General features: G+C 43.2%; 25 protein-coding genes and 1 pseudogene. 6 read left to right on the forward strand and 20 right to left on the reverse strand.

Translation table 11 applies throughout. The features are described from left to right. Positions 1-167: 167 nt before the first annotated feature. A pseudogene (locus tag HI950_RS28460) lies at positions 168-624 on the forward strand (helix-turn-helix domain-containing protein). 118 nt (positions 625-742) lie between these two features. Next, complete coding sequence (locus HI950_RS28465) at positions 743-1,147, forward strand: CBS domain-containing protein (RefSeq protein ID WP_169088784.1); 405 nt, start codon at positions 743-745, stop codon at positions 1,145-1,147. Positions 1,148-1,222: 75 nt separating this feature from the next. Here the strand turns inward: HI950_RS28465 and HI950_RS28470 are convergent, their stop codons facing one another. The 4 genes from HI950_RS28470 to HI950_RS28485 form a co-directional block, all read right to left on the reverse strand. Beyond that, entirely contained in the window at positions 1,223-1,969 is a 747-nt protein-coding gene (locus HI950_RS28470) for an amidohydrolase family protein (RefSeq protein WP_169088782.1), read from the reverse strand. A gap of 77 nt (positions 1,970-2,046) precedes the next feature. Continuing rightward, positions 2,047-2,622 carry an RDD family protein gene (locus HI950_RS28475; protein ID WP_169088780.1) on the reverse strand — a complete coding sequence of 192 codons (576 nt, stop codon included), beginning with the start codon at positions 2,620-2,622 and terminating at the stop codon, positions 2,047-2,049. 87 nt (positions 2,623-2,709) lie between these two features. Beyond that, entirely contained in the window at positions 2,710-4,053 is a 1,344-nt protein-coding gene (locus HI950_RS28480; protein WP_169088778.1) for an MATE family efflux transporter, read from the reverse strand. 307 nt (positions 4,054-4,360) lie between these two features. Continuing rightward, complete coding sequence (locus tag HI950_RS28485; protein ID WP_169088776.1) at positions 4,361-5,104, reverse strand: SDR family oxidoreductase; 744 nt, start codon at positions 5,102-5,104, stop codon at positions 4,361-4,363. 148 nt (positions 5,105-5,252) lie between these two features. Between HI950_RS28485 and HI950_RS28490 the strand changes: the two genes are divergently transcribed. Both HI950_RS28490 and HI950_RS28495 read left to right on the forward strand, forming a co-directional pair. Continuing rightward, positions 5,253-6,098 carry a helix-turn-helix transcriptional regulator gene (locus tag HI950_RS28490; protein ID WP_169088775.1) on the forward strand — a complete coding sequence of 282 codons (846 nt, stop codon included), beginning with the start codon at positions 5,253-5,255 and terminating at the stop codon, positions 6,096-6,098. 255 nt (positions 6,099-6,353) lie between these two features. Further along, positions 6,354-6,806, forward strand: coding sequence for an AraC family transcriptional regulator (locus tag HI950_RS28495; protein ID WP_169088773.1), 453 nt, complete (start codon positions 6,354-6,356; stop codon positions 6,804-6,806). A gap of 192 nt (positions 6,807-6,998) precedes the next feature. Here the strand turns inward: HI950_RS28495 and HI950_RS28500 are convergent, their stop codons facing one another. The 5 genes from HI950_RS28500 to HI950_RS28520 all read right to left on the reverse strand — a co-directional run bounded on the left by HI950_RS28500 (position 6,999) and on the right by HI950_RS28520 (position 11,018). Beyond that, on the reverse strand, positions 6,999-7,883 hold the full coding sequence (locus HI950_RS28500) for an AraC family transcriptional regulator (protein WP_169088771.1): 885 nt from the start codon (positions 7,881-7,883) through the stop codon (positions 6,999-7,001). A gap of 47 nt (positions 7,884-7,930) precedes the next feature. After that, positions 7,931-8,707, reverse strand: a complete 777-nt coding sequence (locus tag HI950_RS28505) for a phytanoyl-CoA dioxygenase family protein (RefSeq protein ID WP_169088770.1) — start codon at positions 8,705-8,707, stop codon at positions 7,931-7,933. 415 nt (positions 8,708-9,122) lie between these two features. Next, the gene (locus tag HI950_RS28510) at positions 9,123-9,596 is read right to left on the reverse strand and encodes a DinB family protein (protein WP_169088767.1); all 474 of its coding nucleotides are present in this window, start codon (positions 9,594-9,596) and stop codon (positions 9,123-9,125) included. Positions 9,597-9,760: 164 nt separating this feature from the next. Continuing rightward, entirely contained in the window at positions 9,761-10,462 is a 702-nt protein-coding gene (locus tag HI950_RS28515) for a YjjG family noncanonical pyrimidine nucleotidase (RefSeq protein WP_169088765.1), read from the reverse strand. A gap of 100 nt (positions 10,463-10,562) precedes the next feature. Beyond that, positions 10,563-11,018 carry a carboxymuconolactone decarboxylase family protein gene (locus HI950_RS28520; protein ID WP_169088941.1) on the reverse strand — a complete coding sequence of 152 codons (456 nt, stop codon included), beginning with the start codon at positions 11,016-11,018 and terminating at the stop codon, positions 10,563-10,565. Between the two features lie 289 nt (positions 11,019-11,307). Between HI950_RS28520 and HI950_RS28525 the strand changes: the two genes are divergently transcribed. Continuing rightward, on the forward strand, positions 11,308-11,811 hold the full coding sequence (locus tag HI950_RS28525) for an RrF2 family transcriptional regulator (RefSeq protein ID WP_169088763.1): 504 nt from the start codon (positions 11,308-11,310) through the stop codon (positions 11,809-11,811). 396 nt (positions 11,812-12,207) lie between these two features. On the opposite strand, the gene HI950_RS28530 is transcribed toward HI950_RS28525, so the two are convergent. The 8 genes from HI950_RS28530 to HI950_RS28565 form a co-directional block, all read right to left on the reverse strand. After that, entirely contained in the window at positions 12,208-13,386 is a 1,179-nt protein-coding gene (locus HI950_RS28530; protein ID WP_169088761.1) for an MFS transporter, read from the reverse strand. A gap of 349 nt (positions 13,387-13,735) precedes the next feature. Next, entirely contained in the window at positions 13,736-14,293 is a 558-nt protein-coding gene (locus HI950_RS28535; protein WP_169088759.1) for a TetR/AcrR family transcriptional regulator, read from the reverse strand. A gap of 153 nt (positions 14,294-14,446) precedes the next feature. Continuing rightward, the gene (locus HI950_RS28540) at positions 14,447-15,559 is read right to left on the reverse strand and encodes a GerAB/ArcD/ProY family transporter (protein WP_169088757.1); all 1,113 of its coding nucleotides are present in this window, start codon (positions 15,557-15,559) and stop codon (positions 14,447-14,449) included. A 19-nt stretch (positions 15,560-15,578) separates the two neighbouring features. Beyond that, entirely contained in the window at positions 15,579-16,664 is a 1,086-nt protein-coding gene (locus HI950_RS28545; protein WP_169088754.1) for a Ger(x)C family spore germination protein, read from the reverse strand. Beyond that, complete coding sequence (locus tag HI950_RS28550) at positions 16,657-18,177, reverse strand: spore germination protein (protein WP_169088939.1); 1,521 nt, start codon at positions 18,175-18,177, stop codon at positions 16,657-16,659. Before HI950_RS28550 ends, HI950_RS28545 begins: the two co-directional genes overlap by 8 nt. A gap of 345 nt (positions 18,178-18,522) precedes the next feature. Continuing rightward, positions 18,523-19,353: an ABC transporter substrate-binding protein gene (locus HI950_RS28555; RefSeq protein WP_169088752.1), complete on the reverse strand. Its 831-nt coding sequence runs from the start codon at positions 19,351-19,353 to the stop codon at positions 18,523-18,525. Between the two features lie 327 nt (positions 19,354-19,680). Next, a complete protein-coding gene (locus tag HI950_RS28560; protein ID WP_169088750.1) occupies positions 19,681-20,016 on the reverse strand; it encodes a carboxymuconolactone decarboxylase family protein in 336 nt (111 codons plus the stop codon). Between the two features lie 3 nt (positions 20,017-20,019). Then, the gene (locus tag HI950_RS28565) at positions 20,020-20,424 is read right to left on the reverse strand and encodes a tautomerase family protein (RefSeq protein WP_169088748.1); all 405 of its coding nucleotides are present in this window, start codon (positions 20,422-20,424) and stop codon (positions 20,020-20,022) included. A 108-nt stretch (positions 20,425-20,532) separates the two neighbouring features. Here HI950_RS28565 and HI950_RS28570 point away from each other — a divergent pair, with 108 nt between their 5' ends. Beyond that, positions 20,533-21,432, forward strand: coding sequence for a LysR family transcriptional regulator (locus HI950_RS28570; RefSeq protein ID WP_169088746.1), 900 nt, complete (start codon positions 20,533-20,535; stop codon positions 21,430-21,432). 451 nt (positions 21,433-21,883) lie between these two features. Here the strand turns inward: HI950_RS28570 and HI950_RS28575 are convergent, their stop codons facing one another. From HI950_RS28575 to HI950_RS28585, 3 genes are all read right to left on the reverse strand, one after another. Beyond that, positions 21,884-23,182, reverse strand: coding sequence for an ABC transporter substrate-binding protein (locus HI950_RS28575; RefSeq protein WP_169088744.1), 1,299 nt, complete (start codon positions 23,180-23,182; stop codon positions 21,884-21,886). Positions 23,183-23,294: 112 nt separating this feature from the next. After that, a complete protein-coding gene (locus HI950_RS28580; RefSeq protein ID WP_169088937.1) occupies positions 23,295-24,140 on the reverse strand; it encodes a carbohydrate ABC transporter permease in 846 nt (281 codons plus the stop codon). After that, positions 24,140-25,117: a carbohydrate ABC transporter permease gene (locus HI950_RS28585; protein WP_169088742.1), complete on the reverse strand. Its 978-nt coding sequence runs from the start codon at positions 25,115-25,117 to the stop codon at positions 24,140-24,142. Before HI950_RS28585 ends, HI950_RS28580 begins: the two co-directional genes overlap by 1 nt. Positions 25,118-25,213: the final 96 nt, after the last annotated feature.

Below are 25,213 nucleotides of genomic sequence, written 5' to 3' on the forward strand. Positions count from 1 at the left end.
TAATATGTAAAAAAGTTTGATTAAAATATAATTATATTTTCATAAGAACCTTGATAAATCAAGGTTCTTATGAGTGCGAGCATATTGCGCGGGCTGCGCTTATTGCTATCTTTACTTCGTGAAATTCCCTTTATATTACTAGGAGTATGAAAGGCGGTGAACAGATTATGATTTTTAGCGAACGATTAAAGCAAGAACGCGAAAAAGGAGTTGGTCACAAAATGACCTGCAGACAAAATTCATGTAAGCCGCCAATCAGTGTCCAAATGGGAAACAGGAAAAAAATTTCCGAGCATTGAGGTAATTATTCATTTAAGTGATTTATTTTGGATTTCAATCGATGAATTATTAAGGAGTGACGATGAACTGAAAGAGAAAATAATTCGAGAAAGTAAGCAGTTAGCGTACCCAAAGTGGAAAGCTTTTTTTGATAGCATGTTTGTCATAGGGTTATTCTTGTTAGTGTCAAAATTAATAATAATAGCTCTGAATAAATTTACTGGTGCTGATATTACTATTTTAGAAAATATGCGAGTTGTATCCAATATTTCACCATTTGCATTGATGGGTATTGGTGGTATTGTTTCTGATCATTTAAAGAAAAAACATAAGGATGAATTGTAAGCTGTATTCAACGAACTGGCGCGACCGAGGAACAACCTAGGTATTAGGCATGCCCCAGTCACTTCCACATGCACCTCGCGTCGAAATATGTTTTAATATACCAAAGGAGTGTGATTCAATGGACATCAAATCGTTTCTATATCCCAAGAATGAAGTCTCTTACCTCATGACATCCTCTAATATGAAAGAAGCCATGGATAAATTGGAGGAGAGCCACTATACGGCCATTCCGATCTTGGACGACAATGGCTTATATTTCGGTACGCTATCCGAGGGTGATTTGTTATGGAAGTTGAAAGCCACACCTGGCCTCAGCTTCGATACGATGCACGAAATTCCAGTCGTCTCCATCAAAAAACGGATGAAGGTCGAATGCGTCGCGATCAGCGCAGATTTAGACGACATGCTGGCGCTGGCGGCCGATCAGAACTTCGTTCCGGTTGTAGACGCCGATCGCGTCTTCCTAGGTATTATTCGCCGCAAAGATATAATCGAATACTATACTCGGAATATTGTTGATTAGTTGGAAAGAGCTGATCTGGATTATGAAGGCTGCCTTTCGCAGGCAGCCTTATCTTTGTTCTTATCTGAATAGCCTTTATGTCAAATACCAATTAATTGCATTCTTAAATAAAACTTTTTCGGCTTGTTCTTTATCAAGTGCGTTATAAATCAGTTCAATATCCAAATGATTATATGGTCTTTTTGCTCTGGTTGATGGTAAGTCCGTTCCAAACATTAATGCATCTGGATTTACTGAATAAATTGAACGGATAGCCTCTTCTACATGAAGTTCAACCCTACCAAAACCCGTTGCTTTAACTCTAACCCCTTTATCGACTAAAGATAAAAGATGATTAAATCCTTCATTTGATAAACCTAAATGGTCAACCGAAACGGCAGGAAGAGCTTCCAATGTTGATGCGATTTCAGGTAAAGACGCGGAGTCGATATATAATTCTGCGTGCCAGCCTACTAACTCATGAACCCTTCTTGCCAAATAATCTAAACGAGATATATCTTCAGAACCTCCTCGCCTTACATTAAAACGAATGGCTCTCACCCCATAGCTATGAAGCTTTATAATTTCTTCATCTGGTGTGTCATGGGGCAATTGTGTTACACCAACAAAATTTTCACCCAGTTTTCTCAATGAGTCAATTAAATAAGATTGGTCAAATCCTTGGAATGAACCAGATACTATGACACCACCTATAATATGTAAATCACGAACCTTTTCTAAGTAATCATTACAGGTGAAGGCATCAGGTAAAAATCCTTGATTCTCTATCAAAGGGAAACGCGGGTCAATGATGTGTAAATGAGCATCAAATATAGTTCGCATAAAAACGCTCTCCTTATGATTTGAAGTGTAAAATGAGCAGGCCACCGCAGTGCCTGCTCATCATGTGTGTTATTCAACTAGTTCCGTAACTCCCTCTGGGAATGGAATGATGGATTCTTAGTTCTTGTGAGTATAACAGTCCCCACGATTAAGTCATAAAGGGTTTGTTTATTTTTGTTCATTATGGGACTTATCAAATAAATAAACACCAGTCCATAAACCGTGGCAAATAATGAATAAATTAAATAATCTGGATATTCGGTGGGAATGACAATATGCCAAATCGTAAAATGAGCTAGCTCCCATGGGATGAATTTTAAGGCAGAGCGAAGGAGAGAGTTTCCAAGTCCGATTGGTTGACCAGCCATGTCTGTAACTACAATCCCCATTTTTTGTTTTCCCCATGTCGCATGCGATTTCGAACCCTCACTTATGGAAAAATAAAGATATACAGGCATCGTAATCAATAGAAACCCTGTAATCTCCCCCGATATAGGGCTTGCCATAAACAGTGGAATCAGCAACGGCTTTATCAGAAAAGATACTCCGAAAAGCAAAAAGAGGTAACCCAAAATGATCATATAATCCCACAAAAAAGCGATTATGCGGGTGCTAACAGATACACTTTTTATATTTTCATCCCTTTGTACCACTCTAGCCCTCCTAACCTGAATGAGGAAGATATCAGTGAAACTACCAATCCGCTCAGTTGTTATGGCAGCAGGTGATATTTCGAATCATTAACTGTGTGACGCTTCTTTCAGCTTGACCGCCGACCAATCTGTCCGGTAAAACCGGAGCATGATCGACACCCCCATGACCATAAGGAACGTATATAAAGCCAGCCATGCGCCCACACTTCCCCATTTCAACACGTTGATAAAGATATAGGCAAGCGGCACGAACAGCAGCCAGCTGGCGGCCAGCGATATTTTGAGCAAAAATGTCGTATCACCAAGTCCACGCAATCCACCCGCGTAGAAATTCAGCAGTCCGTCGAAAATTTGCAAATACGCCGAAATCATAATCAGAAATGCCGCCACTTCATAGACGGCCGGATCGGAGGAATACAACCGCGCAATCGGTTCGGCCAGGAATGTCTCTACCGTACCGAGTGCGATCAGAAAAATCGATCCAAGGATCGCCGTATCCGTCCCGGCCCTCCTGCCTAGGTGGGCCTTTCCCTGCCCAACATATTGGCCGACCAGAATCGTAGCGGTTGCGCCGAAGGCGAAGGCCGGCATGAAGCCGAACGCCATGACGCTGAGCGCTACCTCGTTCGCTGCCAGCGCCGTATCACCCAGCCGTGCTACAAAGGCGGTGAAAATAAACATCGATAGGCTGAGCGAAAACTCCTGCGCGCCCAGCTTGCCGCTTTCCTGCAGCATCAGCTTCATTTCCGGCCAGTTAAACTTCACAAGTTGTCGGGTGTTGAACGGCTTATGCAGTACGAAATAAAAGACAATCACACACACCAGCAGTTGAACTGCTTCACCGACCAGCACCGCTGCTCCCGCTCCGGTCAGACCGAGTTTAGGAAAACCCCAATGCCCGAATGTCAGCGTGTACGTCAGAAAGATCATTATCAGATTGCTGATCAGCGCGATGACCATAGACAGCCGGGTAGCTCCGATCCCACGCAGAAATCCGTGAAACACAAAGTTAATGATCCCGAAGGACATCGCAAAGAAACGGAGTTCAAGATAATCTGTGCCTTCCCTGACGAGATCCGCCGAGCCTCCGGTCAACCGCAGAATATCATCGGAGAGCAACAAGCCCACGACGGCGGTCAGCACCGCAAAGATCAGACATAAATAAAATGCGAGATACGTCCGCTGGATCCCTTTCTGCATATCGTTCGAACCGTAATTCTGAGCGACCAGATAGTTCACGGTATGTCCGATCCCGGAGAAGATTGCAAAAGCGTTATACATAATAATGTTGGAGACGCCGACGATGGCGATAATCAGGAATCCAAGATCACCTACCAGAATCAGATTGATCGTTCCCGTCACGGTAGCGGTTGCGAAGGACACCAGTGACGGAATGGCTAGAAGTAATATTTTTTTCCAATTTTGCAGCATACGAGTTGTTAGCCTCTTTTCAACAGATTGTATACCCTTTCATTCGACAATGAAGGACCACTTCCTTTTTTAATATGCAACAATGATATCATGTTCGAATGTCGAGTCTCCTTGATGAGGTACTGTTGGACGGTAACAGAAGAAAACCGCTGTCATTTTCCGAATTAATAGTAACCGAAAAACCTGAACGATCCTGCCTTTAGTTGAGAAAACGGCAGCCATTATGTCGGCTGCCGTTTCTATTGTGGAAATGCAATGGGAAGAGAATAATGTTTGTGAGAAAAAGGTTAATGGTCTCCTCAACCTCTTACCATGGGACAACACCATTTTCGTCGTAAAAACCGCCTGTTGGCCCATCTTCAGGCAGTTCCGCTAAGCGGAGTACAACAGTTGCAGCCTGCTCCACCGATCTCGTGCCTTGGAATCCGTTAAGGTCAGTTGCCGTAAAACCTGGATCAGCAGAATTAACTTTGATTGATGTATCTCTAAGTTCATACGCAAGATGTACCGTAAGAGCGTTCACTGCGGTTTTTGAGGCATTATAGAGAAACACTTTATGATGATAAAATTCAAAACTAGGATCACTATGCTGATTTAAAGAGCCCAATCCGCTAGATACATTCACAATTCTACCCGCGGCTGAACGTCGAATAAGGGGCAGAAAAGCCTTTGTTACTGCGAACATAGCAAAAAAATTGGTTTCGAATGTCTTTCTTAATAAGTTAACGTCTGTTTTAGAAGGTACCGAAATTTCAGCGTAATCACCGAATGCAGCGCCTGCATTATTGACCAGAATATCAAGCTTCCCATATGTGGAGTCGATTTTGCGCACCGCATCATCAATTGACGTTTGGTCAGTCACATCAAGCTGCACCCAGAGAGCATGAACACCCTCTGCTCGCAATCTGCGCTCGGCTTCTTTTCCATTAGCTTCACTTCTGGCGCCTACTAAGATTGTAGCTCCCCCACTCCCTAAACGCTTTGCTGTCTCATATCCAATTCCTTTATTTGCCCCTGTAATTAAGGCGGTTATTGCTGGTTGTTCTAACATCTCAACACTCCTCTTATCTTTTCTGTCCATCAGAGCTTAATTGCTCTCTTGGTTCATTTATTAAGTTATAATATTTAGAGTACGGTAACGAGACGTCTAGTTATCCTAGTAGTAAAAGTACTACAATATGGATTTTAAGGAGGGCTTCATGGAGTTTATAAAAGCCGACCGTCATCATGAATTAGGAAAATTTCTTAGGAGTCGAAGAGAACGAATAACTCCTGATCAAATTGGGCTTTCGCCAGGCAAACGACGTAGAACTCCTGGCCTAAAAAGAGGTGAGGTTGCCTTACTTGCGGGGATGAGTTTAGAGTGGTATACCTATCTGGAACAAGGAAGGCCCATTCGAGTATCTCCTGACGTTCTTGAAAGCCTGGCTCGCGTACTCCTAATGGATGATAATGAGCGCAGATATTTATTTACGCTTTCAAATAGATTCGATCAAGCAAGGGATTTACAAGCGAGCGAATACATCTCTCCTGCCTTGTCGCATTTCTTGAATGGGCTAGAATTAACCCCTGCATACGTTATTGATAAGCGCATGAATCTGGTTGCTTGGAATAAAGCTTTTGAGGCTATTTATGATGAGTATCTGTTTACTGACGGAGGCGAGAGAAACTTAGTCTGGATCACGTTTACTTCCGCTGGCTTTCGAAAGCTAAAAGGGGAGAACTGGACAGAAGAAGCTAAACATTGTATGGCACAATTCCGCTCAGGTTACGGACGTTATATTGAAGACCCCTGGTGGTTAGAACAAATTAAAGCGTTAAGAAACTCAAGTGAGGAATTCAGCGTCATGTGGGAACAACAAGAGGTGCTCTATGCCCCCTTGGGGCAGAAAATCGTGCAACATCCGACAGTTGGAAAGTTAATATTTGAGTATTTAGCATTTCAAGCCATGGATCATTCGGAAATGCAAGTTATCATTCATAATCCGGTTATTGGGACTGAAACGAAGAAAAAAATGGAAGATTTAATAAAAACAGCATTATAGGTTAAAAAGCTACAGCTAGGCCGTTCGTTGAGAAAAAAAGGCTGCCATGCGGCAGCCTTATTTAAATTGATTCCAATATGCTTCTTTATGAAAGTTCTACACACAGAATACGTTAGTCAGCTCCAGCGCCACCTCCCCCGTCTCCCCCGCCAAAAATTTAGTCGTTGAAAGACCTCAATTACGCCTTTTTTATTTTTTTATAACATGTTAGCATTCGATTTGTAGGACATATAATACAGAAAGGAAAATGTAAATATGAATATTAAAGTCGAAACGCTTCCAAAATATCGCGTTGCTTATGTGCGACAAGTGGGCCCTTATGGTTCTGGAAACATCCAAGCAATGGAAAAGTTAAAAGAATGGGCTAAGGAGAGAAATCTACTTGCTGAATCTGCCATTATATTCGGAATTTCACAAGATAACCCCGAAACGACACCCCCTGAAAACTGTCGATATGATGCTTGTATTGTCATTTCAGACGATTATCAAATTGATCGTTCCATTTGCGAAAGTGAACTCTCAGGTGGAAAATATGTTATTTGCAAGGTCAAACATACAGCGGAAGATATTCGAAGAGCATGGGCTGAAATTTTTCCTACTATACAACAGAGTGGATATCAAATTGACAACAAACCGATTTTTGAAAGATACACTGGCGATATGATAAACAACGATTTTTGCGAAATAGGTGTACCTGTAAAACCTTAAACTACCTGTTATCCCACTCATCACCGCATTACCTCAAAAACCATAAAAACTCCCACAGAAACGCTTCGCTGTCGATATAAAAATAATTAAAATAATATTTACTTCCTTTGTCGATTTCTCTTAAAAGGCCACCCTCATAAGAAGGTGGCCTTGATTGCATTATTCTATTCGATAGCTTAATGAAGCCGCTGTCTAAGACTTTATTTTCTGGCGCAGCTGACCTGGGGTAACCCCGGTCTTTTTTTTGAATTGTTTATTGAAGAAGCTAAGATCGTCGAACCCGACTTTCAGCGCAATTGTCGCGATTTTGTCTTCGGTGTCCAGGATGGCTTCCTGAGCGATACTCAAACGGATTCCATTACGATATTCGATGAAGGTTCTCCCTGTGTACATCTTGAATTTGGCAGAGAACACAGACGCGCTCATGCCGCAAATATGGCTGATTTGCTCCAACGTAAGAGGTTGGGCATAGTGGCGGTGGATGAAATCGACGATCATCTGCAGACTTTGTTCGTCGGAAACAGCTTCCTTGGGACGTTCCATCTGTTGGTAGTAACGGCTTAAAGAGATAAACAGCTGGATCATGGATGTCTTGATCATCGTTTGGTAGCCTAGATTCCGGTTGTTCTGCTCTGCGATCAGTTTGTCCAGAATGCTGCCGATCTCGAGCTGCTGGCTTGTTCGCAGGCCGAGCCGCGATACGAATCGTGCATTGTTGCGAAGGAAAGGTTCGACATAGAAAAAATCAACGAATGGCGTAACCGAAGACATGGTGTCCAGCTCGTTCTTGAGCAAAGAAGGCATGAACAAGATGTTGCAGATAACGAGCTTCCCTGCTGTCCCGACCCGGTAGGCATGCACCATATCAGGCTCAATAATGAACACGTCGCCAGCACGAATGGCATAATAGTCCCCATGGTTATAGCTGTGCTCACCGGAGCCTTCCGCCACGTATGCCAATTCGGTAAATTCGTGGGAGTGCTCGGCTACTGCCTCACCCGGCGCAATGACGTAGTATCCGGCGTGAAACGGAAAGTCGGGGTTATCGAAATATTGTTTACTCAAGATCCGGGTCATAGGCTACACTTCATTTCCGAAGAAGATCGGTTGTCGCGGTCTGCCGGTTATTTGGCCAGCAGGGGCAACGTACCTGCTTTGATTCTAGCATTAACTTCGAGTCCCAGTCCATCCGTTGCAATATGACTCTTCCCATTATAGGTTGTTCCGTCCGGCATGTAGATGATCGCCAGCACGCGACGGGGCTTATCCGACTGATTGGAGTGGGCATAGTGGAACGTCTGCCCGTGATGGAACGTGCAGCTCCCCTTCTTCAGCGGAACGACGACTGGCTTCGCATGTTCCAGCTCCGTGCCACTAATAAAATCGAAAATATTTTGCGGGTTAACGAGATCGATGCCGGTTAGTTTACCGATTTTGTGCGAGCCGGGGATAAACATCATGCATCCGTTCTTCTCGTCGACGTCGTCGACTGTGATCCACGCGGAGAGCGCGCCAGGCTCGTTCATCGGCCAATAGGGTAGGTCCTGATGCCAGGGAGTTGGCTTGGAATCGTGTGGCATTTTCCAGAGGGCGTGGTCGTGGAACAAGCGAATGCCGCTCGCGCCGCTAAGCTCCTTAGCCGCTTGGGCAATTCTGGCGTGCAGCGAATATTTAGCCATGATCCCATGGTCACGCCAGACGTTGACCTTCTGGTTAAGCACCTTGTAATAAGATCCGGTGCTGACATCGGTGGCAATGGAAAGCTGAGAGCGATCCACCATCACTTCTTCCATCGCCTCTGTTAGCTCCGCGACCTCTTCCTCACTTAGAATATTGTCCACTTGAACGAAACCGTACTTCTGATAGAATTCAATTTGCTCTTGCGTTACGACACGAGTCATCCGCCATCCATCCTTTCGATTGTTTTGGATTTAATGTACCACGCCGCCTCGGACTGCTCTTGGGGGATCTTATTAGTTAATAGGTCAATCTTCTTTAGTGAACGATTGCTGGCGGCATGCAGTCCGGATGGGATGAGCATCGGCTCTTCTATGAGGTATTCTTTATATGTGAAATTAGGATGGTATATATTTATCATGGGGTGCTAAAAAAAACGGGTTCCGATCTCATTAAATCAGGTTAATCATATTGATAAAAAGAGAAGAAGCCGCCAAGGAGCGGCCTCGGTGTCGCGGAATTTCATTTCAAATTTTTTATGTAAAATAAAAGACCAGCTCGGTCTACATCAGAAAATTGTAAATGAATACCATGCGTATTCACGAGGCACGAACCAAAAACTATACAAGCCAATCATCTCTATATAGAGGTAGACTGATACTTCTCCTTCAAGCATTGTTTGGATATATAAAATATTTGCCCCATATGTTCAGAATAATGGGTTGCACATTGATGTAGCATGTCAAGATTGGTCCTTTCCCGTTTCCTCACCAGCTGTGTCTGTTCTAACTTCTCATCTGTAATGTTTTTTACTATATCAATGACTAGCTGAAACCTATCGTGGATGATTGTTTCCAGTTCTGACTTTTCTATATTTGCTCGATTCAGTTCATTCTCACGATTTCTCAAGACCTCTTGATGTAAAATTCCATTAAAGATTCTTTCCTGTATATTACCTTCGATGTGCTTAATCAGTGAGGATATACTTAAACTTGTCTTGTCAGGGCTCCAATTGAGTTGTTCATCATCAAGCTGCTTAATTGCTTTAAGAATTCTTCTACGGATTTCTTCAAACTTTTGTAACAACCATTCCCGATTAAACTCATAGTTCATCCTAGTTTCCTCTCCTTTAAACAATTTACCTAGTCAATTCTCAGATTTTCCTCATTCACTGTAATATTTTTTATTAAAACACAAAAACCCGAAAGACGGGCACTTTTTCTAAAGTGTCTATCTTTCGGGTTACTTCAAGCACTGCTCCAATTTATAGTTATCCATTATGCTTGTTTTATTGGTGTGCAGATATCATATAACTCGACTAAGCTTGTAACCGTGTGTGTACTTTGAATTTCTGCACTATATTTTTGTGACTTTCTGTTAACCCAGCAGGTATCAATTCCTGACAGAAGACCACCTTTTATATCGGTATTTAATGAATCCCCGATAATAAGTGCTTCCTTTATATTAAAATCTTTAATACGGCTCATCACGAATTCGAAAAATTCTTTTGATGGCTTTTGATATCCAATGCTTTGAGAATCAAAAATGTCTTCAAAAAATTCATATAAGCCTGACTGCTTCAATCGCTTTATCTGAGTTTGGGTGATCCCATTAGTGATAACAAAAAGTCTATGGGATACAGATAAGCTCTGGCACACTTCTAAAGCTCCTTCCATAAGCAGCTGACTTCCATTTCCCAAAAGTTCTCTATATAGATTTCCCCATTCAATGCCGTCCACAACGTTTCCTAGTTTTAGCATAGTTTCTGAAAATCTTGAATTTAGCACGACATCTAAAACAATATTCCCATTTTCATAATCAGCCCATAGTTGTTTATTGACGGAATTATATACTTGAAACAATTCATCCGAAAAAGTATAACCGTGTTGCTGAAACAATTTGTTCAACGAATCAGTTTCATTAGCGCCAAAATCTAACAATGTATCGTCTAAATCAAATAGAAGGATTTTATAACTCATTTTTCTCCCCTAAAATATAAATAGTTTTACTTCTTCTCATCTTACAAAGGTAAACATTAGTCTATAGAGAAAAAGGGAACAGGGCTATGAAGACCTGCAACTATTTACGCGCGGCCGGCTGATATTCTCCAGGCACCATACCCGTTGATATCGCTATTCGATTCCAACAGTTGATCGCATTAATCGCCATAATCAAATCGACAAATTGGCTCTCGTCGAAATGTTTTCGAACTTGCTCATACAATTCCTGTGGCACCCCTGCATCCGAAATTTTGGTCACAGCTTCCGTTAATGCTATTGCGGCCCGTTCCGCTTCCGTATAGAACGGAGCTTCCCGCCATGCATTAAGCATATACAATCGCTGCTCCGTCTCCCCCATCGCTCGCGCATCTTTCGTATGCATATCAAGGCAGTAGGCGCAGCCATTAATTTGCGAGGCACGAATTTTTATCAGCTCCCACAGTTTGTGGTCAAGACTACTGTTTTTCACATACCCTTCCAATTTCAAAAGTGTTTGTAAAGATTCGGGTTGCACTTTCATATAATTCAGTCTCATTTCCACGTGTCAATTACACCCCTTAATTTTTTTTGGTTAAACTTTATTCCTTTCTTACGACAAAGGTACAAGTGTCATATCCGTTCAAAAGTAACAAACTGCAAGGTGTATCACAGACAATCTTTATCGTCGATTAACCTCATCTACAATATAGCTCTATAATTTATGGCTGTCAACCAAAAATCGTGAGTCATTTAGCTGAAAGTACCCCAATACCCACATTTGACAAGGGTTTTAAATCCACCTAAGATGATTAATAACAACCTTTATCTAGAAAGCTGGTGTCTGTTTGCAGTATAGTATTGGCGTTGAATATGGGCTGCATTGCTTGGTATATTTAATTGATATTCCTCCTGAGTCAACCATTGGGATTAAAGAGCTTTCCGCTTTTCAAGGTGTTTCGGAGACCTATCTTTCGAAGATTTTTAGTAAATTAACAAAAGCTGGTATCGTAAGCTCTGTCCCTGGTGTAAAAGGAGGCTATAAATTAGCCAAATCTCCTGCGGAAATATCTTTTTGGGATGTAGTTGAAGCTGTTGAAGGCGCTACCCCCATTTTTCAATGTAAAAACATCAAAAATAATAGCTATCTATGCCGTGATGAAGACTATGCAGCATGCTCTTTAGCTTCTCCCTGTGTGATTAACTTAGCTATGCTCGAAGCTGAAGAAAGTATGCGCAATCTTCTGCGAAACAAGTCACTTACTTGGTTGAATGAAGAGCTTGATCGCGTATTAACCCCTCAATCGCGCAAAGATACCCGTGCATACTTTGCTAATAACAACACTGTTTAATGTTGAATTTAAATGGGACACTTATTGAAAAAAATACGCTCAGCTCGTAAATTCCGCTACGGGCGGGACTTGGTTCGTAGATCCCGTTTAAAAAGCTTTCATGAGTGAATGGTTTGCCAATTTCTGCAGGATATTCTCTCGTGACAATAGTGATTTCATCATTCTTCGATACATTCCTTGCGTGAATTCTCCTGCTCTTTATCCCGTTTTTAAGCTCAGCCCTTCTGAGTACCTTCGCGTATGCACCTTTTGGGTAATTTTCGTTTACAGTTGACTCTGGAGAACCTTAGTCGGGAAAGATCAAGTTCTTGTCACCCCGTCTGTTTCTTGACGAGCCGGTAAGCCGTCTCGAAAAATCAAAAAAAACGCCATGTGATTTCACATGGCGGTTAGAGTTTATTGTGATGTAACTTTAGAATAATAACGATTAAATTTGACTGAATAAATTAACACATAGATAACGATTAGCGCAGCAAACAAATTTAGCAGGATCAACGAGAAGTTCAAACTAAAAAATTGAGTTAGCACTCCGACTCCAACAGGGGGAACAATGAATCCGGAGTAAGCGCATAAATAAAATGCCGAAATGACTCGCGGACGTTCTTCCGGCTTCGGTAACTGGCTGGCAAACCTTAAAGAAACTTGAAAAGTCCATCCCGCGCCAATTGCTTGAATAATTATACCGGCCCAGAGCAAAAATAAACTCGCTGTCTGACCAGAAAAAACGATGACCCACGATCCGATGGAAAGAAGGATGATTCCTATACGCATCCGAGTAACGGGGTTTCGCGGCCAAGGAAAGAACTGCATCAAGGCACCCCCGCCTAGAAGCACAAGAATTAACAACCCAGAAATAGAGAGATTGTCAGTGTGAATAACGTTCTTAGCGAAAGAAGGAATGAGAGAAAATACTATTCCGCCTAACGTGAAAAGAGTAAACATCGGAAGTCCTATAAAAGACCAAAAATGGGAACGAATATTGTCTGGAACACCTAGCGAAATCTTCGTTTTAGCAGGCTTCTGCGGTTGGGAATCTTCGTGTTTCGGTAGCATTTCCAGAACTACCAAAGAACTCAATAACATGACGAGCAGAAACCAATACGGCAAACGAAGCGGCATAAAATGAATATATTGCACGATTAAGCCTGAAATAGCTGGGCCCAGTCCAAAACCGATGTTTACGGTTACTCCTGAGAGCTTAATTGCCGTACCCACTTTATTTTGAGAGGTCTGTTTTAATAAAAATGCGCTAGCAGTACCTGTAAAAGCGCCATATGCGATGCCTTCCAAAATCCTTGCTGCATAGAGCATCGATTCGTTAAAACTTCCTATAAAGAGCAACGTCGATGCGATGGAAATCCAAATACTGACGCGAAGCACTCTTTTCAACCCCCATGCGCTTCCTCTGGCTCCCACGACAAGCAAGATCGGCAGCAGGATAGCGGCATAAACGGCAAATAAAATCGTGATTTCCAAACTGCTCAGTCTATAATGCTCCCCATATAAAGGGAATAATGAGGAAATAAACGTAGCTCCGCAGGACATCATAAGAACAACCCAAAGCATTCTTTTCATATATGATCTCCTCTTTCTAATTTGAGTTATTCCCCGAGCGCTTGGTATACATGAACGGTCTTTCGAAATTCCGCGCTGCGTATTTTTGGCAATCGCTTCGAACAACTGCGATGCAAATTGTCGGGAAAGCCGTGCATTGGCACAAAGCCAGGTCCAGTACCTGCGTAGTCTCGGGCATAGATGCTACCCTGACCACGGTCGATACGAATTAATATTCATAGTGTTTTTTCTTTCCTTCAAATTCATGTATTGAGTATTATAATGTCCTGCATTTATCAAGAAATACGGTATCTGTAATAGCAATGGCATTATACTTACTTACTAGTTGATAAGTTTTATTTAAAAAAATTTAGCTCTTTATTAATCTATCTATTTGATCGGTGATTTGAGGTAATATGTCCTTTTCTAACACGCGTTTGTATTGCAAACCACCTTTGATGCATGACAGGACGGCATACGTTAAAGATTCGACGTCAACGGTACTATTAACTACTCCTTCTTTCTGCGCTTCTCTTAGGAGTTCCATCCAATTCGTCAATTCAAACTGGCTTAGTTCTTGGACTTTTACTTGAACGACATCCGGAAGGGATTCATAGTCCGTTTGAAGAGAAGCTATTGGACATATGCCATTACCGCCCAGCTTTAATTGTTCGGCGATGTATCTTTTAATTTTCTCTTCGACGGATATTGAAGCATTATTAACGGAAATCGTTACATTATGCAAAGTCTGATGGATCCTATCCGTTAAAGCAACCGCTAAATCCTCCTTCTTTTCGAAGTGGTAATGAATGCTTGCCTTTGTTACGCCTAATTGCTTAGATATATCATCATAACTAATTGCAACATAACCTTTTTCACGAATCAGATTCAGCGACAAGTCAAGAATTTGTGTTTTTCTGTTTTCCATATCCAAATACTAACTTACTAGTTGATAAGTTGTCAAGAACCTATAACTTCTCACCATTTTCCTCAGACAATACCCATAAGGTATACGACTATTTTTGATCATACCACTTTAATTCCCACCGCCGTCAAAAGAATAATCCGTTCCAGTAACATCCTAACTTTCATTGTGAATGCCCTTTCTATTTGCAAACCATCTCCTTAGACTTATCCATATGCAAAGCAGCGGAATATAACCATACAATAGGATCCACCCCGACAAGGTCAATACGGAATCCAGCTTTTCAATAATCATCGGGCTTTTCATTGGAAGCATAATGATAAACACAAGACCGCAGGTTATCCATAAGGAAGGCCTTGCTTTCATCCCAACCGTTTTTTTTAAGATTCGGCTACCTCCCCATAGGCCAACGCAGCACGCGGAAATGCTCACGAAAAACCAAATAAAAATATAGATATAATCAAATCTTTCAAGAAATGGAAACCGGATGATTTTTGACAAAATAAGCGTAGGCCAGATGGTATGCTTCAGCTGTTGAAGATTAAAAAAAGAAAAGCTTACAAACGCGACGATTAAAGGAATTAAAGTGGAATGGGCAACTGCAATATGAGCCCATTTCTTGGACTTTTCCTGATTTTTGATAAATGGATACAATAGAAGCAAAAACTCAACCCCTAACAATGTACTCAACGAATGATAAGCCGACTCTGCAAATTCATAAGGGCTATGGTTGAATAGGGGAAGAAAATTCGTCCAATGCGCTTGCTTCAACGGAAAATAGAGAGACGGAATTAGCAAGGTGGGGACGATGATGCAGATGAATGAAATGCCTGTAATGACCCTTAAGCCTCCGGATACAAGGTATGCGGAAGTCAACAGGAACATAATCGATAAGGTCCAAAGCTGCGTAAAAGGAAAAACCCAGACATGTATGACTTCCAGGTAGGATCTTATTTCATTTACGATAAACAAAAGGATATAGCCATAAAACGCTAGAGTCAGAAGGCTGCCGAGCCGCTTCCCGAACAACTGGATGTGCAGCGATATAATGTCTCCATCCGTTGCATTTTCCAGCAAAAAAAACATCATCGCAACAATTAAATGAAAGCTTATCCCTACTGCCGCAAAAGAAAACAAGGAATCCATTTCAGCCCCTTTTATTATGCGGTTTTGGAAAATTAACAAGGTGCTGCCCATTTGCGTGCCGTGTATTAAAATCCATAGAAGATAAGGAGATACGGTTAAGCTTTCCTTTACTTGTTTTCCCACCGGCTATCCCCCTGGCGAATTATTCTCCGACTCCAGACTTGCTTAGATGTGTAGAGAATTGAACATCGAATTTGATTTTTTCGTAGTCGGCCATATAGAACTTTTCCTCAGTCCAGCCTCTTTGGCGAGACCTCATCAAATCACCGATTCCGAGCGGGTCCACTTCCTCCTTCACAAACTTGTACAGCAGCGCATGAAGATGGCTTTGAATTTGCTTTTCCAGTTGCTTAATTATTGAATGCGTATTTTCCTCCACATTCAAAGAAAACCAATCCGGATATTCATTTACCATTCCGCTCAACACAAAGGTATAAGTTACTTTCGTCTCATTCTGTTTGAGGGTTACCTTCCTAATCAGCTTGCCGGAATTAACGGTAAATATAGCTGGCGATTGGTTCGAGCCCTTTTTGATGACAAATGGAATATCTCCACGCAATGCATCACCTTGTAGCAATTTAAAATAAACCATTTCTTCCGGGCTTAAGACGAGCTTCAACCGGTCATCCTTGAAGATCCCGTAACCAGAAATTTCAATATCCTTTTTTGAGTTTAATTTGAGATAAGGCATGGAAAAATCCCGCCCCGTTCCGTAAAAATCAAACAGAACGGTTGAAAGATTCGAATAAGGGATCATTTCGCGCTTCATATTTTGTTCGATCAAATGATAAGGAAACTCTTGGCTTCCCTTGCCTGCCAGACTTTCGGATACGGATGCCAGGGATTCGTCAAAAACGGCCAAAATCACATAATTGCTTATTAAAGGGTCTCTGCATATTGTTTTTAAAAATGCGGATAATCCTTCGTTGACCACTTCCTTGCTGAAAGCAAGCATTTTCAGCTTTTCTACCCGGATCGGCTGTGTGGATTGGAAGGCCATGTCCTTCAGGATCACCCTAGTTTGCTTCGCTTTTCCTTGAAGAACTTTTATTTTTCCTTTTTCCTCATAATCGGAATACAATGCCGAGCCCGTATAACCGGAGCCACTTTTGTCGAATCCGAGAACGGTCAAGATCCGGATATGGTCAATAACGTTTTCATTGCTGCAGCCGGTCAGGATGAGCAAACCCATGAAGGGAATTAGCAGCAGACGCTTCATGCTACTCATTGTTAATATCCTCCTTGTCTTCCTTCGGATGATATCGTTTAAATAATTTCGGCTTTAAAAACTTGCTTCGATTTGTCGTGTATTGGAACGATGTACGTAGGACACTGTCCGCAAAATTGCCGGTTCGAAACGGGAATATCGGTACCAAATAAGGTGTCCCTAACGATTTCAAGCGCAGTAAGTGCCCTACAAGAATAAGGAACCCGGCGGCAATGCCTAGTCCGCCCCAAATGGCCGCAAGCAGGATAAAGGGAAATCGTAAAAGACGGATCGTATTCGCCATTTTGAAAATGGGAGTCGTAAACGAAGCTAGTGCCGAAAGAGCAACAATGATCAGCAAAATATTACTTGTCAGCGCCGCGTGAACCGTCGCTTGTCCAATCACGATTCCTCCTACGATCCCCAGCGTCTGCCCGATTTTCGTCGGCAGCCTTGCTCCGGCTTCCCGCAGCAGCTCAATCGTGATTTCCAGAAAGATGGCCTCTATTACAGGCGGAAACGGTACTTGATTGCGCGATACGATGAGCGGTTCGAGAAAGGTTTCCGGCAGCACCTCGAAATGATAGGTTAATACGGCAACATATAACGGAGCGGCAAATATGGAGAAAAATATGCTTATAATTCGAATGATGCGAAAGAAGGATCCGAGTATCCAAGGCAAAAAATAGTCCTCGGGCGAAATGAAAAAGTCCAAAAAAGTAGACGGCCCGGTAATGACATAGGGAGAACCGTCAGAGAAAACGGCAACTTGGCCGGATGTAATGGCATAAATAACGCGGTCCACCCTTTCCGTTGACAGAAACAGCGGGAACGGCGAATTAGAGTTATCCGAAATGATCTGGTCAAGTAGCGAGCTGTCAAAAACAACATCTAAATCAATCGCTTTAAGCCGCTGCCGAACCGTTTGAACGTGCTGATCGTTCGTAACACCATCCAGATAAACGATCATCACCTTTGTGTTAGACAAGGACCCGATTGTTATTTCTTCAAATACTAATTCCGGTACGGCAATTTGCTGCCTGAGAAGGTGAATATTGAGATCTATATTTTCCACAAAGCCGACTTTAGGTCCAACGACGCTAAATTCATTTTCTGTTTCATTGCTCTGGCGGTGACCTAGCTCCGTTTGATTCACGTTTACCAGGATAAACTCATGTTCCGCTTCGTTTAGTTGAATGACCGCGTATCCTTTTATCAGCTTTTTCTCCACTTCGGCAACATCATGGGACACTTTCACTTCTTCAAACGGGATGACGTTTTTAATATCCTCCAGGTCATTTATATGTTCGATATTTTTTTGGATTTCTGATACGAGGTAACGTTTTATTTTCAAACCATCCACAAGCGTTTGAAAATAACTTATTTGAATCCGAACAGAAAAGTCGCCCTCAACAGGGGAAAATTGATGGAAATCGCTGGATTTTCTTGCTAATTGAAAAACCTCGGCGATCGTTTTCCGGGTAATGTTATTTTGTATTGCTGAATCTTTAGAAGGTTCATTATGCCGCTCCATCGCCTGCTCCTTGCCTACACTTATAATATGAGTTAACACCATTATGTTCGGTGATCCCCAATTCCATACATTTTTCGAGGCGATCATGCAGCAGCTTTATGGTTTTCATAACGCTTTACGGCAAGGTAAAGCAGTGCAATTATCCCATTCATGAAGAGGGTATCGTTTAGTCATTGTTATCTTACTACTCACCGTATTACTCCAAATAAAAACAAAAAAACCTCCTCACAGCCAGTTCCGCTGTAGAGAGGTTTCCTCTATGATAAAATTCAAGATCTTTATCAAAACCTGGATAAGAATAATTATAAGCTTACACTAAAAGATATTATTGAGGCTTAAATCAACTCAAAAAAAATCACTAGGCTCATCTTCCTTGATTTGAGTTATATCGAAAATATAATCGCCGTCCAATTGCTCCATTTGTTCCTTCGAGGTTAGATTTACGACGGCCTTCCCTTCAACCATCTGAGCCTGCGGTCTTCCGATGCCAAGCTCTTTGAAGATCGTGCCCGCAAAACCGGTCGCATAGAAGCGTGCGCTTCCGTCCTTCTCAAATCGAATGACGGATGCCTCCGTAGAAGCCAGCTGATCGCCTGCCCTTTGTTTGAAATCGGCAACTCTCTCTTCCCAATCGGCCAGCAGCTTATCCGCTTCCTCCTCCATGTACAACGCTTGCGCCGAAAGCTTCATGTTTTCCTTCCAGTCGAATACCTCTTCCGTAATGATGGTAGGCGCAATGGCTTCAAGCTGAGGATAAATTTTCTCGTCGCGCGTCTTCGTACCGATAATCAGATCCGGCTTGAGCGCGATAATCGCCTCTATATTGGGCTGGTTTTCGACTCCCGTCATTTTATCGCGCAAAAACTCGTACCAAGGCTTCTGATCCCATGATTCCACCGCGCCTACTGGCTTCACGCCAAGTGCTGCGGTTATATCAACCATTCCGTTAAACAAAACGACGACGCGCTCCGGCTTTTTCTCTAATGTAACGGAGCCCATCGCGTGCTCGATCGTTCTAGATGCGCCTGCCGCATCGTTATTCGCCGCTGCGGGCGTCTCGGTTTCGGCAGCACCCGCTGCTCCACCGTTGTTAGTAGCCTCGTTTGTTCCGTTTGTACCGCAGCCCGCAATCGCAATAGAAAGCATGAGCACCGCCAACCATTTAAACCTTTTCATGATCTTCCTCCTGTAAAATGATTCAAAATGAGAATGCATTAAATGATAATGATAATTGATATCAATAATACTATCCACATTTTGATCCATTGTACATGACTGATTTTGTCCGTTTACGGCACTTATTTTGTCATAGCGCTAAAGATGCGATTCCAGGCTTGACTTTGGATATTCCGATATTGTAATCATCTATCGTTACCCGTTAGCTAAATAAAATGAGCAGGCCGCTGCAGCGCCTGCTCATCATGTGTGATATTCCAAATATGGGAGTCCGGTACGAATACATGGCGCCCCAAATCTTAGAAGCAATAATCCGTTTTTATTATATTATCTCTCAGCTTCATTTCCGAAAATATCCTTTGCAACCTGAAGAGCTGAAGCCGCACGAGGCCATCCTGAATAAAAAGCTAAGTGCGTAATGGTTTCTACCAGCTCATCTGATTTCAGACCGTTTTCTATGGCTAAGCGCAAGTGATAGTGAAGTTGCTCCGTCATACCGCCCGTCACTAATGCAGCTACGGTAATCAAACTTCGATCCCGGAGAGAGAGTTCCTCCCTTCTCCACAGATCTCCGAATAACACATCTTCGGAGTAGGCGACGAATGCCGAAGCGAATGGCCCGTAAGATTCTCTTGCGCTGGACGCAATTTTTCGATGTGCCAAAGGTCATGCCCCCCCGATTGATCTCTGCAGCATCTGGGCAACTCCATTACCGAACGACCAATCCTCAAACTCCGTATCAACAAGTACGACGAATACATCTTCTTTTCTCATGGGAAGAGCCATTGATAATTGTTCGGCAAGCGTCTCGTAGAAACTTGTTTTCTGCTTAGTCGGTCTGCCTGATTTAAGCGTAATTTGAATATATAGCAGCCTGTCGCTTCGCTCAACTTCTAGATAGTTGGGACTGTAGTAAAACTCCCACGGTTTATGAGCATGAAACACCTGGAACAAATCGTCCTCAGGTACGTCGAAATGCTGCACCAACGCATTCATGATCGTTTGGCTGATTCGTTCCATTTGGTGGGCTTCAAATTGTTGCTCCAAGTAGCTGACTCTAATGAACGGCATAATTGATCACTCCTTTTTTAGATACCCTCATTGTACTCCGCATATCTTTATTTATATAATGGAATAAGACAATGTTCTTTATCAATTTTATCGATTGAGGTGGCGTGAATGGACTTAAGGGAACTGATTACTTTCCAAACGATCCTTCAAGAGGGAACTTTTTCGCGAGCAGCCGAGAAATTAAATTACGCGCAGTCGACCATATCGAATCAAATTCAACGGTTGGAAAAGGAACTGGGGGTAAAGCTATTCACGAGGGGATGGGATGCGGAATTGACAAACGCGGGGCGATTTTTCGCGTCGGAGATCGAAAAGCTTATTCAACATTGGAACGACGTGACAGACCTTGCCAAAGCATTGCAGCAAGATGAGATCGGCAGCCTGCATGTCGGAGGAATTGAATCTGCGATGAACACCATACTTCCGAACGCCATGCGACTCTTTCTCGAACGCAAGCCAAGAATGGATTACCAGGTCACCATGGGAAATACCGACTCCTTGTCGCAATCCATTCTCCGAGACGAGCTCGATTTCGCAATCTGCGGCGAGCCGTCCGATTCGTCCGCCTTCTTTTTCGAGCCTCTTTACCAAGAGGAAATCATTGTTGTCGCTGACCGCAATCATCCTTTGTCGCGAAGAAACAATGTTACTTTCCGTGAGCTTCTCGATTATCCCATCATCGCGGGGGGACGTACCTGCCTGTACTATTTGCAGATAACAAAGCAGCTGTCTAGATACGAAGTGACTCCCTCACTTTTGAATACGATAAGCCAAATTTCAACCATCCCCTATTTCACCAAGCAATCACTTGCCGTCGGCGTCGTATTGGATTCGACTCCTTTGATTCCAGAAGTGGAGAGAATCAATGTAACATTGGATGAGCCTTTTATTCCGATCGGCCTCTTGCAGCTTCGCGGCCGTTACTATCCGCCTACCTCCTCCAGACAGCTTTTTTTACACATCTTAAGGGAGGAATTATTAGGGAGGGATGACAACAGGCTTTCTTAAATACTCCCGTTTTCGTAGATTTTGATCGTAATAACTTGTTAAACACGGAATTTGCACTAACAGTTCATCAATTTTGCTTTTTGCTGACGGTACAGAGGAAGATGTAAATTGTGACAATGATTGTGATACTAATGCAGCTTCAATGCCGAAAAAACTCCTCAATAATACGAGGCGCTTCAATACTAATTTAATCCTCTTACCATAGAAGAAACGCCCGTACTGTTGTAAGGGCGTTTGTTGAAACTGTCGAATACCTTCTAAACCTCTTTACGCTCCATGCAACGGACTAAGCAGACGCACTGCGCTGCAAGGCGGGAGAAACACTGATCGTGATCCAATGCATTTGCATTTGCGGCAAAAACAAAATCCTGCATCTTGCGACTTGCTTGGGCTACCCTTGAGGTGCGTAATTTATGACATCAATTCTTGCCATCCTTGATACTCTCCTTAATTACTGATAATCCTTCGCCAATTCCGCGAGCTCCTCATAGGCTTGCTCCGGCGTAATTTCACCAAACATGATTTTTTCTCCGACCGCTTTGAAGTCCTTCTGCGTGAAGTTGCTCCAGCCCTTAGGCTCCGGTACATACAGCTGAGCATCCGGCGCCGTATTCGTAATTAACGCAATGCCCATTTTATCGGGAGCATTAAATTTTGGAGTCAGCTTCTCGACAATCTTTTTCGAGACAGGAACGCCGCGGGATGTACCCAAAAGCTCCGCCGCTTCAGGATCGTTAATAAACCAGTCGATAAACTTCTTCGCTTCCTCCACATGCTTGGAATTAGCGCTTGCGCTCCAGAACATCGACGGCTTGAGCCAGCCACCTGCCTGCTCATTTCTCGGGATCGTTACGAAATCGAACACTCCTGGCTTCAAGCTATCCATACTGTTGGATTGTGCAGCGTGAATGACACGCAGCAGAGTTGTACCGTTTACCATGAGATCCAACTGAGGGTCCATTTCCTTGTCCGTTACGCTCACCTCGCCCGGAGGTACAATCCCCTCCTTGCGCAGCTCGGCAAATTTAAGTTGATATTCGAGGTAAGTATCCTTGTCCAAATGCAGCTTGCCATCATCCGTAAAAACTTGTCCTAAGCCTTTGCTAAGCTGATAATTTACGTATTGCTGGAAAGAAGCTGATAGATCAGGTAACGCGTAATGATCGGAACCCACCTTGGCTTTCGCTTCTTTACCGAAGGCGAAAAACTCATCCCAGGTCCAACCGCTCTTCGGCTTCGTAATGCCCAGCTTTTCTACGGCTTCTTTATTAAAGGTCATCCCGATTGCATTATTGCCCAGAGGAATGGCGTACAGCTTATCCTGATATTTCCCTGTGTTCAACAGCGCGCCATCGATATCCTCCGTCGATATGCCCGTAGATAAATCAGCCAACTGCTTACGGCCCGCATATTCCGCCAAATAGGACGCATCCATTTGAATAATATCCGGTGCATTTTTCGCCGCAGATTGGGTGGCCAGCTTATCCCAATAGCCTTCCCATCCGGAAAACTCAGGCTCGAACGTCACATTCGGATTTTTTTGCGTATACAAATCCAACGCTTTTAAAGTAGCATCATGTCTGGACTGGGATCCCCACCATAAAATGCGCAGCTTTACCTGGTCTGCGGCCGCTTGGTCCTTGCTTTCCACCGCCGTGCTTTTCTCATTGCTGCTGCCGCAAGCGACGGCAGTTAGAAGCATGATTCCCGATAATAAAACGGTAATCGATTTTTTCACACTGATTTTCATAATGAATCCCCCTTTTAGCAATGAATAAACCGCTTACATTTCATATGTTAACAACCAACCGGGTGATCGGGTATACGAGGAATGCACAATTTATTATAGAAATGCATTCTTTCTAGCCTTTTACCGACCCGGCCGTTATCCCTTCTACGAAATGGCGCTGGGCCAAGAAAAAGATAAGTACGGAAGGTAAGATCGAAACAAGCGACATCGCGAGCAATTGCCCCCAAGGGACGGATGACTGGGAATCGACGAACATGCGAAGCGCCAAACCGACCGTGTATTTATCCACCGAGTTAATATAGATCAAATGGCCGAGAAAATCATCCCAATTCCACAGAAAACAGTAAATGGCTACTGTCACCAATGCCGGCTTCGTCAAAGGCAGCACAATTCGCCAGTAGATGCCGAACCAGCTGCAGCCGTCCATTTTGGCCGATTCATCCAGCTCCTTTGGAATGCCTCTAATAAACTGTACCAAAAGATAGACGAAGAACGAGCCGCCGATTCCACCCGCCAGCGTATGCGGAACGATAAAAGGCAAATACGTATCAACCCAGCCCCAGCCGTTAAACATCACATATTGCGGGACCATCGTTACCTGATGAGGCAGCATGAGAGTCAGCAATAGGATCGAAAACCACAAGCCGCGCAGCGGGAAATCGAGCCGGGCAAACGCAAATGCGGTCATACTGCAGGCAACAATACTTGTAAGGAGCACGCCTATAATTAATTGAAAGGTGTTCATATAGAAGTGGGTAAACGTAAATTCAGGTATCGCCGTCCATCCGTCGCTGAAATTGCTCCACATCGGATGCTCTGGAAAGAGACCGGGCCTCGACATTTCCTCATTCGTCTTTAACGAAGCCCCAATCCACCAAAAGACGGGATACATCATGACGATGCTTAATAGGCTGAGCAGCACATTTTTTTGAATTAAGCTTCGTTTAGAGCTCTGCATCATCCTTTTTTCCTCCCATCATTCTCGTAAAATACCCAGTGCTTCGAGCTCATGAAGATCAAGGCCGTGCAAACGGCAATAATCACGAGCATGATCCAAGCCAAAGCCGAGGCGTATCCCATCTGCAGCCGTCCGAATGCACGGTCATACAAATATAGAGCATACATATACGTAGAGTTGATCGGTCCGCCGTGTGTAATGATGAATGCCTGCGTAAACATTTGGAATGAGCCGATAGTTTGAAGCACTAAATTAAACAAAATAATCGGCGAGAGCATAGGAAGCGTAATACTGAAAAACTGTCTGATCTTGGTGGCTCCGTCCACAGACGAGGCTTCATACAGCTCTGTCGATATTTGTTTGAGTCCGGCCAAAAAAATAACCATAGAAGAACCGAACTGCCAAACCACCAATAAAATCAACGTTCCGAGAGCAGTTTGCGGATTGGTGATCCAGTTCACGCCTTCAATTCCGAACAAGCCCAGCAATTGATTGAACAATCCGTCCGAGTTAAAAATGTTTCTCCAAAGAATGGACACTGCAATGCTGGTCCCGATCAAAGAAGGGAGATAAACCATCGTTCTATAAAAGGACATGCCGCGAATATTTTGCTTAAGCAGCATCGCAATCAGCAGTGCAGCGAACAATTTGAGCGGAACCGACAATAGAACAAATAAAAACGTGACCTTAAGGGATTGGATAAACACCGCATCGGAAGTGAAAATCCGTTCATAGTTCGCGAATCCGGTCCATTCCGGCTGCTCCAAAAGGGAATATTTCGTGAAAGAGAAATACAACGATTGCAGCATGGGCCAGAACGTCAATAAAAAAAGTCCAATTAGCCAAGGAGCTAAAAATAAATACCCAGCAACCGGCGATTCCCATCTGCTCAGAAAACGTCTCAGCATCGACTTCTTTTTCTGGATCCGTACCGCCTTCGCCGCATTAACGAGGGCTGTAGAAGAGCTCCGATTCATAGTAGCATCACCTCTGTCTGGTTTATATAAGTTAATCATATAAGACCGGCAGAGAATGAAAAATAGGAACGATGTACACTTTGTTATACATATTAA

It is taken from the genome of Paenibacillus sp. PL91 (assembly GCF_012935325.2).
In the GTDB taxonomy this organism is placed as follows: Bacteria; Bacillota; Bacilli; order Paenibacillales; family Paenibacillaceae; genus Pristimantibacillus.